This is a genomic window from Pseudomonas sp. FP2196, assembly GCF_030687715.1.
GTDB lineage: Bacteria > Pseudomonadota > Gammaproteobacteria > Pseudomonadales > Pseudomonadaceae > Aquipseudomonas.
Genome location: NZ_CP117445.1, coordinates 723863 through 737493, shown reverse-complemented (window position 1 = coordinate 737493; position 13631 = coordinate 723863). Strand labels below are relative to the sequence as shown.

Below are 13631 nucleotides of genomic sequence, written 5' to 3'. Positions count from 1 at the left end.
CCGAGTAGAGTGCCGAAGTACAACTTAGGAAATGACCTACGCGAAAAGCAGACCGGATGACTTTGCTGGCCGAGATAGCCAAGCATTTCGCGAAGACTTTGGGATGTATCTCACAGGGTCATCCGAATTTTCCACAGCTTGCGGGAAAATTTCAGACAACCCTGCGAGATCGCTACCTGGCCTCAGGAAGACAGGTAAGAGGAGCGGGTCAGACCCAGACGCAAGGCATCAAGAAATTGCGTGCGCTCGCTGGCACTGATGCGGGCACTGGCGCACTTGTCGCGGTAGTGAGTCATCAGTTCTTCCGGCGACAAGTGCACGTAACGCAGCATGTCTTCGATGGTGTCGTGGGTTTCGATGCCGGCGTGGTAAACGCTGCCATCGGCGTTCTGGTAGATGTTCACCGAGTCGGTGTCACCAAACAGGTTGTGCATGTCACCGAGGATTTCCTGATAGGCGCCGACCAGGAACACACCCAGCAGGTAGTCTTCGCCCTCGTTCAGACCGTGCACCGGCAGACTGGTCTCGATGCTCTGCTCGTCGACGTACTGGTTGATCTTGCCGTCGGAGTCGCAGGTCAGATCTTGCAGCACGGCACGGCGCAGCGGCTCTTCATCCAGACGATGCAGCGGGATGATCGGCAGCACCTGATCAATCGCCCAGGTGTCCGGCAGGCTCTGGAATACCGAGAAGTTGCAGATGTACTTGTCGGCCAGCTTGTCGTTGAGTTCGTCGAGCACCTGACGGTGCGAACGCTGACGCGCCTTCAGCGAGTTGTGCAGGCGACGGCACACCGCAAAGTAGCATTGCTCGGCCAGGGCTTTTTCAGCCAGGGTCAGTTTGCCGTCGGCGTACTGTGCGGCCACATCGCTCATGTAGTGGGTAGCGCGCCAGTAGGTTTCGGTGACCATTTCGATGTCGGTCGGGCCGAGCAGGTCAACCAGCCACTGTACGGTTTCCGGCAGGTTTTCCTTGTTTTCGATCAGCGGGATTTCGTCGTTGTGTTTCTCGACGTCGGTCACCTGCACCACCAGCATGGCGTGGTGTGCGGTCAGCGAGCGGCCGCTTTCGGAGAAAATGTGCGGGTGCGGCAGGCTCTGCGCGTCGCAGAATTCCTTGAGCATCCCGACCACGACACCGGCGTAATCGTCCATGTCGTAGTTGATCGAACTGGCATTGCGCGAGTGGGTGCCGTCGTAGTCGACACCCAGACCGCCGCCGACGTCGATGTGATCGACCGGCAGACCGAGATTACGCAGCTCGCCGTAGTAACGGATCGCTTCCTTGAAGCCGTGCTGATAGTCAGCGAGGTTGGCGATCTGCGAACCCATGTGGAAGTGCAGCAGGCGAATGCCCTGATCCAGTCCGGCGGCACGGAAGCGCTCGACCACCGACAGCAGTTGCGCTGCCGACAGGCCGAACTTGGATTTCTCGCCACCGGTGTCCGCCCATTTGGACGAGGCCAGCGACGACAGACGCACACGCAGGCCGACCTGCGGCTTGACCTTCAGCGAGGCGGCTTCTTCGATCACCAGACCGACTTCGGATTCTTTCTCGATCACGATGAACACGTTGTGGCCGAGCTTCTGGCCCATGAGCGCCAGACGGATGAACTCGCGGTCTTTGTAACCGTTGCAGACGATGGTGCCGCCTTTCGGCGCCAGTGCCAGCACCGCCAGCAGCTCAGGCTTGGAGCCGGCTTCCAGACCGATGGAGACGTCCTGGGTGGCGATGATGTTCTCGATCACCGCCTCTTGCTGGTTGACCTTGATCGGGTACAGCGCGGTGTATTTGCTCTGGTATTCCAGGCGCTCGATGTTCGAATCGAAAGCGCCGGTCAACTGGCGTACACGGTCTTGCAGGATGTCGGGGAAGCGAACCAGCAACGGCAAGGACAAACCGCTTTTGCGCAGTTGGTCGACTTGCTCGAACAGGTCGATAGGCGAGCTGCTCGGGCCGTTCGGACGAACTTCGACGCGACCGGCGTCATTGATCGCGAAATACCCGGCCCCCCAATGGCGAATCCCGTAAACACTGCGGCTGTCCGCAACTGTCCATTGGCTGCCATCGTCTTTGCGTGTGCGTCGTACGGACATCGAAGTCCCCTATAAAGAAGTCATAGTGCGTCGCCTGACGTTCAGGCCGGCGCAGTCTAAAGAATGAAAATGACGGTTCGTCAGCGCGGCGGTAGACCGCGCGGACTGCGTGGAGTTTAGAAACCGGTCATGAACAGGCTCTGTGAAAACCATGGAGACGACGCCGGACCCGAAGACTTTCAGAGCCGGATCAAGCCGCAGGTGGTTTTCACAGAGGCTGCTAGCCGCCGGACTTCTTCGCTTTGAAACCGTGCTTGATCAACTCGGCCAAGAGTAGCTCGACATGATCGCCCTGGATTTCGATGATTCCGTCTTTCAACGCCCCGCCGGTGCCGCAACGTTTCTTCAACGTTGTCGCCAACTCTTTGAGGGCGTCTTCGGCCAGTGGCACGCCGGTGATGGTGGTCACCGTCTTGCCGCCACGGCCCTTGCTCTCGCGACGCACGCGGGCAATGCCGTCGCCGGCCGGGATCACGGTTTGTTTGCAGATACAGGCGTCCACCGGCTTACTGCATTCCGGGCAATGACGACCTGCGTCGGTGGAAAATACCAGGCCACCTAAGGCGGCGAAGGATGCGGCTTTTTTGGCCACCGGCAATCCTCTTGGGAGGACAAAGACTGATCGCGACCTTGGGCAAGGTCATCGACCGCGAAGCCCCACTCAGGCAGGGGCAGCGCTACTGCACCGAGGCTTCAATAAAAGCAGGACGGTGCAGCTTGAAAAGGTCGCGCAGTGTAACGGCAAAAAACCCGATTGCTAAGTGCCAATCGGCGCCAATTTATGTGTTCTTTGCGACGTCGCTTTGCTGCGCCTTCAGATAGCGCTTCAACGCGGCCAGAGAGTCCGGGCAATAAGGCTTCTGCTGGATTTCCTGCAGCACCTGCTCGACCGGAATAAAGCGCGCTTCCAGCACCTCTTCCGGTTGCAGTTTCAACGGGCCATCCCACACGGCGGAAAACGCCGAGCACCACAGACGGTTGCCGGTGTCTTCGAAGTAGAAATGATCGTGAGCGGTGAGCTCCACACCACTGACGCCCAGTTCTTCTTCCAGCTCTCGGGCTGCCGACTCGGCATAAGTCTCGTCGGCCTGCACCATGCCACCCGCCGCCACGTCCCAGTAACCGGGATAAATGGCTTTGCTCAACGTACGCCGATGCACGCAAAGCTCACCGGCGGAATTGAACAGCATGATGTAAGTGCCGCGACCGATCAGCCCGCGTTCGCGCAAATCGGCACGCACCAGGGCGCCGAGCAGGTTGTCCTGCTCGTCGACCCAGGCGATCTGTTCGGCATCCGAGGCGGCACGATGGGCCGCCTCTTTGGCGTTATGACTCATTAATCAGCCCTGATTGAGCAGTTGACGCAGATCGATGACGGCGGCGTTGGCCCGGGAAATATAGTTGGCCATGACCAGCGAGTGGTTGGCCAGCACCCCAAAGCCGCTGCCATTGAGAATCATCGGGCTCCAGACTGGCTCTTGCGACGCCTCCAGTTCACGGATGATCTGACGCACGCTAACCGTGGCGTTCTTCTTCGCCAGCACATCGGCGAAGTCGACTTCAATGGCGCGCAGCAAGTGCGACAGCGCCCAGGCCTGACCGCGCGCTTCGTAGAACACGTTGTCGATCTGCATCCACGGGGTTTCGACGATTTCTTCGTCAACCTGCGGCACTTCGCCAACAGCCGGGGTTTCGGTTTTCAGCGCCGTATTGAGTTTGACGCGACCGACGCTGGCCGAAAGACGCTGCGACAGCGAACCCAAACGGGTGCCGACATCGCCCAGCCAGTTGTTCAGATTGTCGGCGCGCGCATAAAACAGTGCGTTTTTCTGCGAAGGGTCAGACAGGCGCGCCTGATAGCGGCTCAGGGAGTTGATGCCTTCCTGATATTCCGACTCGCTGGATGGCAGGATCCAGCTCTTGTTGTCGAAGTTGAAACGCGGTTCCGCCTTGGCCAGATCGGCGTCTTCGGCCGACTGCGATTGCGAACGGGCGAAGTCTTTGCGCAGGGCGCGAGTCAGGTCGCGAACCTGCACCAGCACGCCGTATTCCCAGCTCGGGGTGTTGTCCATCCAAAGGCCCGGCGGGAAGCGGTCGTTGGAAATGTAGCCGCCTGGCTTGTCGAGCAAGGTGCCAGCGACGGTCTTCAAGGTTTCCACCGTGGTGTAGCCGATGACCATCTGCTTGCCTTCTTTCTCGGCAGCCACTTGAGCGTTTTGCGCCACGGGAAACAACGCCGGCTCCTGGCTCCAGTACCAACCGAGGCCGATGGTCACCAACAGATAAATGCCGACCAGGGTGGCCAGCGCGCGGCTGAACAACAGCCCGCCAACATAGCTGCGGGTGGCCGACTTGGGCGCGGCGGCACGTTCAGGCGCGGCGCCCGCGCGGTTTTTCCAGTCCAGCATGGCGATATCCTTTCAATCACTTGGGTTCAACGGTTCGACCACAACCATACAACAACGTGCCGAGGCCGGGCACCCGCGAGTATAGATAAGCCGCAAATCGCGCAGGCATATGTCGCATCTGCCAGCACTAAGGGAATCCCTGATGCCATCTCCCCTGCGCTGCCGACGCAGGGCGTTGAAACAGTCGCACAACGGCTTCACCGCACTTATGCATACGACGAAAAAAATGTCCCCAAGCCCACTTGCCCTTCCCGACAACCCCCTGTACACAGGCACTCGACAGACGAACAGGTCAAAAATAAAACCACTCGGTCGGAAACTGAATAGTGACGCATTGCAGATTATTGACGTGCAACACTCGTCTAAGGGAAAAGAGGTGCTAGCATAGAGCCACCAGTCGATCTCAGCATGCAGCCTAACTAGTAGTCAGGATATGACCGAGCCAGAAGACCCCAGCCGTGAGCGTCTCAAGCACCACTTTGCCCAGCGGGTAATTCATCAGGCACGTCAGATTCTTGAGATATGGCAGCGCCTGCAACGCAGCGAATGGTCCACCGTCGACCTCGCCGAACTGAGCGAGGCCAACCTGCGCCTGCTGCGGTTTGCCGAGCGCTTCGAACAGCCCGAGCACACCCAGCTCGCGCGCCATATCGGCCAGTCGCTGGAAGCGGTGGACGCCAATCGCGGCCGCCTGAGCAGCGGCCTGATCACCGACCTCAATCGCTTGATGCAGCGCTTGTCGCGCACCGGCCTGCGTCATGGCGATCAACTCGACCAGACCTTTCTGCCGCCGCTGCGCAAGCCGATTTACGTGATGCTGCAGGATCACGACCGCGCCGAACGACTGGCCAAACAACTGGAATTCTTCGGCCTGAGTGCCCAGGCGCTGGACAGCGTCGCGGCGTTTCGCTCGTCGATGGTCGAGCGTCTGCCCGCCGCCATCGTCATGGACGTGGATTTCAGCGGGGCCGGCGTCGGGCTGAAACTCGCCGCCGAAGCCCAGGTCGGTCTGGAAGAACCGTTGCCACTGTTGTTCTTCAGCCTGCACGAAACCGACACGCCCACCCGTCTCGCCGCAGTGCGCGCCGGCGGCCAGGAATTCCTCACCGGCACCCTCGAAGCATCGAGCCTGCTGGAGAAGATCGAAGTCCTGACCTGCGTCGCTCAATACGAACCTTATAAAGTACTGATCATCGATGACTCCCGCGCCCAGGCCTTGCACACCGAGCGCCTGCTCAACAGCGCCGGGATCGTCACCCGTACCTTGATCGAACCGATTCAGGCGATGGCCGAACTGGCGGATTTCCAGCCGGATCTGATCATCCTCGACATGTACATGCCGGCCTGTACCGGCACCGAATTGGCCAAAGTGATCCGGCACAACGACCGCTACGTCAGCGTGCCGATCATTTACCTGTCGGCCGAGGACGATCTGGATAAACAGCTCGACGCCATGAGCGAAGGCGGCGACGACTTCCTCACCAAACCGATCAAACCGCGCCACTTGATCACCACGGTGCGCAACCGCGCCGCCCGTGCGCGCAATCTCAAGGCGCGGATGGTCCGCGACAGCCTCACCGGTTTGTACAACCACACGCACATTCTGCAATTGCTCGAAGACTGCTCGTTCCGCGCCCGCCGTGAGAACAAGCCGTTGAGCTTCGCGATGCTCGACATTGACCACTTCAAGCGGGTCAACGACAGCCACGGCCATCCGATGGGCGACCGTGTGATCAAAAGCCTGGCTCTGTTTCTCAAACAGCGTCTGCGCAAGACCGATTTCATTGGCCGATACGGTGGCGAAGAGTTCGCGATCGTCATGCCCGACACCGATATCGAAGCCGCGCACAAAGTGCTCGATGAGATTCGCCAGCGTTTTGCCGAAATCCATTACCCGGCCCAGCCGCAGGACTTGTGGTGCACCTTTAGCGCCGGGGTTGTGGAGATGCACGACGACTCCGACAGCCTGATGATGGCCAGTCAGGCAGACGAAGCGCTGTATCGTGCCAAGGGTGCCGGACGCAATCGAGTGCAGACCGCGCGGGAATCAAAGCAAAGTGCCACTTTTTCATCGGAATCCACCGATTCGGTCATAACCCTGTAACAGAACCGCAATAAATTCAGGCGCTTACCATTTCTGCCGTTGGTAGCCGTCATGCGCCTGAAGTTGCTCACCAATCTCAACACTCTGCTGCTCGTCGCCGTGTGCCTGGCACTCGGCGCCACGCTGTGGTGGTCGCAAAAAGCCCTGGAACGTCCTTATCTGTTGATGGAGCGTTACCTGGGGCTATCGCAGCAATTTCAGAACGAGGTGGCGCGCAACGTCGAGGATTACCTCGCCAGCGGTGATGCCCTGCGTCTGAGCAGCGCCAGTCAGGCCATCGCTAACGTGCAGAAAGAGCTCGATGAACTGCCCCCCACACTGGCCGACACCCTGCGCCCGAGCCTCTCCGGCCTGGAAGAATTCAGCAAAACCGACCTGCTCGCCGCCGGCAAACTCGCTGGCGACCCGCAGGCGCTGCTGTTGCAGGCCGAACGCGAATTGAGCGCCAGTCTTGATCAACTCAGCACCTACGCCACTGGCAACGCGGCTTGGCTGACGCCATTGCTAGCCGCCTCGCAGCATCTGGGCAAACTGTCGCTGGCACGGGACAAGTTGGTCAGCAGCGGCCGCAGCGAATTGGCCGTCGACGTCGAGCGCGAAGTCGACAACATCCGCGTTCAGGCGCAGTTGGTCGATGCCCTGCCCCTTCTCGGTGTGGTCGCCAGCAATGCATCGAGCAACGATGATTTCGCCGCGATGATGGGCATCGAGAGTACGGAAAAAGCCGTCGCCGAAGACGCCGGTGTCGGCCTCAAACGCGAACTCAACAGCCTGCTCGGCCGTTATCCGGCGGAACTGCAACGCACCCGCGAGCAAATCCAGAAACGCACCGACCTCAGCACCGCCACGCACCTGAAAATCGCTGCCGTGCAGCAAGCCATCGCTGGCCTGGAACCGGTCGTGCGTGCCCAGCACGGACAAATCCAGGGCGAAGTGCGGCTGATGCAAGGGGTGATGATCGGTCTGATTCTATTGATTGCGCTGCTGATCGATACCTTGCAGCGCCGCCTGGCCCGCACCCTGACCAATCTTGCGCCAGCATTGTCGACCTGGGCCGAAGGCGATTTCAGTCAAGACATTCAACTGGGCAAGACCAACCGCGAATTGCAGGACATCGAAGCCTCGCTCAACCGCTTGCGGGCCTATCTGGTGGATCTGGTCGGGACCATTCGCGGCAATGCCGAGCAAGTGGCGGGCAGCAGCCGCACCCTTGCCGAACTGAGCAACGACTTGCACAGCGGTGCTGAGCATCAGGCGGGTGATACCGCTTTGATCCGCGACTCCCTCGGCGAACTGGAGGCAACTATTCAGCAAGTTGCTGGCGATGCGCGCCAGGCTGCCGATGCCAGCCGTCATGCCGGACTCGCCGTCGAACACGGCCAGAGCGTCATCGGCCAGAGCCTGACCGGACTGCGTGCACTGGTGGGCGAAGTGCAAGGCAACGCGCAAATGATCGAACACTTGGCTGAAGAGTCGGCAACCATTGGCGGCGTGCTGACGGTGATCCGCTCGATTGCCGATCAGACCAACCTGCTGGCGCTCAACGCGGCGATTGAAGCGGCACGCGCCGGGGAAATGGGTCGTGGTTTTGCCGTGGTGGCCGAGGAAGTGCGTTCGCTGGCGCAGCGCACGGCCGGCGCGACGGCGGAAATTCAGACCCTGATCGCCGGCCTGCAAAGCGCCGCCCGCCAATCGGTCGAAGGCATGCGCGCACAGGTCGAGCACGCTGAAGCCACAGCCAATCAGGCACAAGCGGCGGACGGTGCGCTGGATAAGATCGTCGGAGCGATCCAGACCATTTCCGACACGGCGATCCGCATTGCCGATATCACCGCGCAGCAGAGTGGCGCGGTCAGCGAGATTCGCGATCACAGTGAGCGGATTCATCAGTTGGGTGGGGATAATCTGCTGCGCATTGGCCAGGGTCGTGAGCAAGGCGAGAACCTGTTGGTGTTGGGCGGGCAGTTGCATACCGCCGTTCAGGCCTTCCGTGTCTCCAGCAGGGTTATGTAGAGCGAATGACCGGATCTAACCCCTCGGTCACAAATTTTGCGCAAACATCGGCCATCGTGCTGGCTATTGCATAGAACTGGACAGTCACAAAGTCTTTGCGGCATAGTCGCCGGGTTCTGACGACTGCTTATTCATAACAAGGACACGCAGATGGCAACCCTACTGGTGCTGCACGGCCCCAACCTGAACCTGCTCGGCACCCGCGAACCGGGCACCTATGGGTCGACGACCCTGGCACAGATCAATCAGGACCTGGAGCGCCGCGCCCGTGAAGCCGGCCATCATCTGCTGCATCTGCAAAGCAATGCCGAGTACGAATTGATCGATCGCATCCACGCCGCACGCGGCGAAGGTGTGGATTTCATCCTGATCAATCCAGCAGCTTTTACACATACAAGTGTTGCATTACGTGACGCGCTGCTGGGAGTGAGCATCCCATTCATCGAAGTGCATTTGTCCAACGTGCACAAACGCGAACCTTTCCGCCATCACTCTTACTTCTCCGATGTAGCGGTAGGAGTGATCTGCGGCCTTGGCGCCAGCGGTTACCGACTGGCCCTGGAGGCTGCACTAGAGCAGCTTGAACAACAAGCTATACGCCCCTGACCGACCCTTGGGAGTTGATGATTCATGGATATCCGTAAAGTTAAGAAACTGATCGAATTGCTGGAAGAGTCCGGCATCGACGAGCTCGAGATCAAGGAAGGCGAAGAGTCCGTACGCATCAGCCGTCACAGCAAGACCCCGGCTCAGCAGTACTACGCACCAGCACCGATGCAAGCACCGGCTGCCGCACCCGTTGCCGCGGCTCCTGTTGCTGCTGCAGCCCCGGCTGCCGCTGCTGCTCCAGCGCTGAACGGCACTGTTGCCCGTTCGCCGATGGTCGGCACTTTCTATCGCAAGTCTTCGCCAACCTCGCCGTCCTTCGTTGAAGTCGGCCAGACCGTGAAGAAAGGCGACACCCTGTGCATCGTTGAAGCCATGAAGATGATGAACCACATCGAAGCTGAAACCAGCGGTGTGATCGAGTCCATCCTCGTCGAAGACGGCCAGCCGGTTGAGTACGACCAACCGCTGTTCACCATCGTTTGAACTGCGGAGAGCCTTTGATGACTGCGAAGTTGGAAAAAGTTCTGATCGCTAACCGCGGTGAGATCGCCCTGCGGATTCTGCGTGCCTGCAAAGAGATGGGCATCAAGACCGTCGCCGTTTACTCCAAGGCCGACAAAGAGCTGATGCACCTGGGTCTGGCAGACGAATCCGTCTGCATCGGCCCGGCGTCTGCCGCTCAGTCTTACCTGCACATCCCGGCCATCATCGCTGCGGCTGAAGTGACTGGCGCTACCGCCATTCACCCGGGCTACGGTTTCCTCGCGGAAAACGCTGACTTCGCCGAGCAGGTCGAGAACTCCGGCTTCGCCTTCATCGGTCCGAAAGCCGACACCATTCGCCTGATGGGCGACAAGGTATCGGCCAAGCACGCGATGATCGAAGCGGGCGTGCCAACCGTTCCAGGTTCTGACGGCCCACTGCCGGAAGACGAAGAAACGGCGCTGCGTATCGGTCGTGAAGTCGGCTATCCGGTGATCATCAAAGCCGCTGGCGGCGGTGGTGGTCGCGGCATGCGCGTGGTTCACAAGGAAGAAGACCTGATCTCCTTCGCCAAACTGACCCGCACCGAAGCAGGCGCGGCGTTTGGCAACCCGATGGTCTATCTGGAAAAATTCCTGACCAACCCGCGTCACGTGGAAGTCCAGGTTCTTTCCGACGGCCAGGGCCACGCCATCCACCTGGGCGACCGCGATTGCTCGCTGCAACGCCGTCACCAGAAGGTTCTCGAAGAAGCGCCGGCACCGGGCATCGACGAGCAGGCGCGTCAGGAAGTTCTGGCTCGCTGCGTCAAGGCGTGCATCGACATCGGTTACCGTGGCGCCGGCACGTTCGAGTTCCTGTACGAGAACGGTCGTTTCTACTTCATCGAGATGAACACCCGTGTTCAGGTGGAGCACCCGGTTTCGGAAATGGTTACCGGTATCGACATCGTCAAGGAGATGCTCAGCATTGCCGCTGGCAACAAATTGTCGTACACGCAGGATGACGTGGTGATCCGCGGTCACTCGCTGGAATGCCGGATCAACGCTGAAGACCCGAAAACCTTCATGCCGAGCCCGGGTACGGTCAAGCATTTCCACGCCCCAGGCGGCAACGGCGTTCGCGTCGATTCGCACCTGTACAGCGGTTATGCAGTTCCGCCGAACTACGACTCGCTGATCGGCAAGCTGATCACTTACGGCGCGACCCGCGACGAAGCCATGGCGCGCATGCGCAATGCCCTGGACGAAATCGTGGTTGACGGGATCAAGACCAACATCCCGCTGCACCGTGATCTGGTTCGTGACGAAGGCTTCTGCAAAGGGGGCGTGAACATTCACTACCTCGAGCACAAGCTGGCTGGCGAGAAGCACTAAGCTTCAGCCCGCACCAGACAAAGCCGCCTTCGGGCGGCTTTGTTGTTTCTGCAACCAAGTCAAAAGATCGCAGCCTGCGGCAGCTCCTACATTAAGAATGCATTCCCCTGCAGGAGCTGCCGCAGGCTGCGATCTTTTGATCTTCGGCCATGGTCGTGTTCTGCCGCGCGCTCGCGTAAACTTGCGCGCTTCTCGCTGGCCGCTAGGCTGCAATCATATTTTTTCAAAGGTGCCCGCCATGCCTTGGCTGCAAGTACGTCTGGCCATCAGCCCGGAACAAGCCGAAACCTACGAAGACGCGTTCCTTGAAGTGGGCGCCGTATCGGTGACCTTCATGGACGCCGAAGATCAGCCGATCTTCGAGCCGGAACTCAACACCACCCCGCTGTGGGCGCACACGCACCTGCTGGCCCTGTTCGAGGGCGGCACTGAAGCCGCACCGGTACTGGCCCATCTGGAATTGCTGACCGGCAGCCCGCTGCCGGAGCATCACAGCGAAGTCATCGAAGACCAGGATTGGGAACGCAGCTGGATGGACGGTTTCCAGCCAATGCGTTTCGGCCAGCGCCTGTGGATTGTGCCGAGCTGGCACGCCGCTCCGGAGCCTGACGCCGTGAACCTGCTGCTGGATCCGGGTCTGGCGTTCGGCACCGGCACGCACCCGACCACCGCGCTGTGCCTGGAATGGCTCGACGGCCAGGACCTGAAAGACTGCAACGTGCTGGACTTCGGCTGCGGCTCGGGGATTCTGGCCATCGCCGCCCTGCTGCTCGGCGCCAAGGAAGCGGTAGGTACCGACATCGATGTGCAGGCACTGGAAGCCTCGCGCGACAATGCCGGTCGCAACAACATTGCCGACGAACTTTTCCCACTGTACCTGCCGGAAGATCTGCCGCAGGTTCAGGCTGACGTGCTGGTCGCCAACATCCTTGCCGGCCCGCTGGTTTCGCTGGCTCCGCAACTGTCCAGCCTGGTCAAGTCCGGGGGGCGTCTGGCGCTGTCGGGCATCCTCGCCGAACAAGGTGACGAAGTCGCTGCCGCTTATGCTCAGGACTTCGATCTCGACCCGATCGCCAATCGCGATGGCTGGGTGCGCATTACCGGGCGTCGGCGCTAGAATGGCCGCCTGCATAATCCGGATCGCCGCATGACCGACAGTTTCGTCACTCAGTGCCCGCATTGCCAAACCAGTTTCCGTGTCAGCCATGCTCAATTGAGCGTGGCCCGCGGGGTGGTTCGCTGCGGCTCTTGCCTGCAAGTGTTCAACGCCGCCAAACAGCTGCTTGAGCAACACGCCGGCAAGGACGCGGTGACATCTGTCGCGCCGCCGATTGAAACGCTGCCCGTCGACGAGCTATCGCTTGTCGAGCCACCGGCCATCGTCGAGCCGCCTGCGCCGCGCGCCATCAGCCAAAAACAGTGGAGCGCCTCGGAGCTGGACCTCGACAGCCTCGATCTGGACGAAGAACTCGCCCGTCTCGAGCAACGGGAAATCCAGCCGACCACCGAATTCGGTCGTCCGCGCGAAGACTCCCTGAGCGCCCGGCGCGATAGCCCCGAAGCCGATGAAACCGTGTGGCGCGACAGTCTGTTCAGTGCGCGCGACGACGAGCGCACGCCCACGCCCGAGACAGAAGACGAAGCCGATCCGCAAATCCTTGACGTCGAACAGGTAAAAACCACGCGCACCGAGCCCTCGCTGTCGCTGGAACCTGTGGACCTGGACGACGAGCCGGCGATCCCGCAACTGCGTCTGCACGATCCGATTGATCCGAATGCCCGCCGCGAGCACCTGTCCGCCAGTGACGAAGCCGATGACGACGATCTGCCTGTAATCGAGCCATCGCGCAAAAAACGCGAACGCGCAGAACCCGGCGTACGCGCCGAAGTCTTGCAGGACCTGACCGACGATCCACTGCAACTGGACTGGCAGAAACGCCGCTCGCCGTGGGGCCGACGCCTGCTATGGTTGCTGCTGGTGTTGTTGGCTGCCGGCGGCCTGGCCTTCCAGTACATCGCCTATCATTTCGATGAACTGGCGCGGCAGGATCAGTACCGTCCATTGTTCCAGCAACTCTGCCCGCAGATCGGTTGCACCGTGCCGTCCAAGGTCGACATCGCCAAAATCAAGAGCAGCAATCTGGTGGTGCGCAGCCATCCGGAGTTCAGCGGCGCGCTGGTGGTCGACGCGATCATCTACAACCGCGCGACGTTCTCCCAGCCGTTTCCACTGCTGGAACTGCGTTTTGCCGACCTTAACGGCCATCTGATCGCCAGTCGCCGCTTCAAACCCGGCGAATACCTCAATGGCGATCTCGAAGGCCTGGCGGAGATGCCGCCGCAAACGCCGATCCACATCGCGCTGGATATTCTCGATCCAGGCCCGAAAGCGGTGAATTACAGCCTGAGTTTTCACTCGCCCGAATGAATCGCTTCACCGCTTCTTTGATTGACGGCAATTTTCTGACTTCGCGCTGCGCAACCAAACCGCTGGCGATAACGGAATAACTGTTCAGATTTTGTTCAATTCAGCCTTTATCCA

The 13631-nt window shown here is 60.2% G+C and carries 11 protein-coding genes; 7 read left to right on the top strand and 4 right to left on the bottom strand.

What is annotated here, in order from left to right; translation table 11 throughout:
- Positions 1-182 precede the first annotated feature (182 nt).
- The 4 genes from speA to PSH79_RS03160 form a co-directional block, all read right to left on the bottom strand.
- A complete protein-coding gene (gene speA, locus PSH79_RS03175; RefSeq protein WP_093430253.1) occupies positions 183-2096 on the bottom strand; it encodes an arginine decarboxylase in 1914 nt (637 codons plus the stop codon).
- Between the two features lie 220 nt (positions 2097-2316).
- Entirely contained in the window at positions 2317-2688 is a 372-nt protein-coding gene (locus tag PSH79_RS03170; protein WP_007914613.1) for a translation initiation factor Sui1, read from the bottom strand.
- A 187-nt stretch (positions 2689-2875) separates the two neighbouring features.
- A complete protein-coding gene (locus PSH79_RS03165) occupies positions 2876-3433 on the bottom strand; it encodes an NUDIX hydrolase (RefSeq protein ID WP_095047360.1) in 558 nt (185 codons plus the stop codon).
- A 3-nt stretch (positions 3434-3436) separates the two neighbouring features.
- Complete coding sequence (locus tag PSH79_RS03160; RefSeq protein ID WP_305441205.1) at positions 3437-4504, bottom strand: DUF2333 family protein; 1068 nt, start codon at positions 4502-4504, stop codon at positions 3437-3439.
- A gap of 433 nt (positions 4505-4937) precedes the next feature.
- On the opposite strand from PSH79_RS03160, the gene gcbA reads away from it, so the two are divergent.
- The 7 genes from gcbA to PSH79_RS03125 all read left to right on the top strand — a co-directional run bounded on the left by gcbA (position 4938) and on the right by PSH79_RS03125 (position 13517).
- On the top strand, positions 4938-6608 hold the full coding sequence (gene gcbA, locus PSH79_RS03155; protein ID WP_305441204.1) for a diguanylate cyclase GcbA: 1671 nt from the start codon (positions 4938-4940) through the stop codon (positions 6606-6608).
- Between the two features lie 51 nt (positions 6609-6659).
- On the top strand, positions 6660-8621 hold the full coding sequence (locus tag PSH79_RS03150; RefSeq protein ID WP_305441203.1) for a methyl-accepting chemotaxis protein: 1962 nt from the start codon (positions 6660-6662) through the stop codon (positions 8619-8621).
- A 150-nt stretch (positions 8622-8771) separates the two neighbouring features.
- Entirely contained in the window at positions 8772-9227 is a 456-nt protein-coding gene (aroQ, locus tag PSH79_RS03145) for a type II 3-dehydroquinate dehydratase (protein ID WP_064585783.1), read from the top strand.
- Between the two features lie 24 nt (positions 9228-9251).
- Positions 9252-9713 (top strand): acetyl-CoA carboxylase biotin carboxyl carrier protein, encoded by a 462-nt coding sequence (gene accB / locus PSH79_RS03140; RefSeq protein WP_007914603.1) that lies wholly within the window; start codon positions 9252-9254, stop codon positions 9711-9713.
- 17 nt (positions 9714-9730) lie between these two features.
- On the top strand, positions 9731-11089 hold the full coding sequence (accC, locus tag PSH79_RS03135) for an acetyl-CoA carboxylase biotin carboxylase subunit (protein WP_305441202.1): 1359 nt from the start codon (positions 9731-9733) through the stop codon (positions 11087-11089).
- A 238-nt stretch (positions 11090-11327) separates the two neighbouring features.
- Positions 11328-12206 carry a 50S ribosomal protein L11 methyltransferase gene (gene prmA / locus PSH79_RS03130; RefSeq protein ID WP_305441201.1) on the top strand — a complete coding sequence of 293 codons (879 nt, stop codon included), beginning with the start codon at positions 11328-11330 and terminating at the stop codon, positions 12204-12206.
- 30 nt (positions 12207-12236) lie between these two features.
- Complete coding sequence (locus tag PSH79_RS03125; RefSeq protein WP_305441200.1) at positions 12237-13517, top strand: DUF3426 domain-containing protein; 1281 nt, start codon at positions 12237-12239, stop codon at positions 13515-13517.
- Positions 13518-13631: the final 114 nt, after the last annotated feature.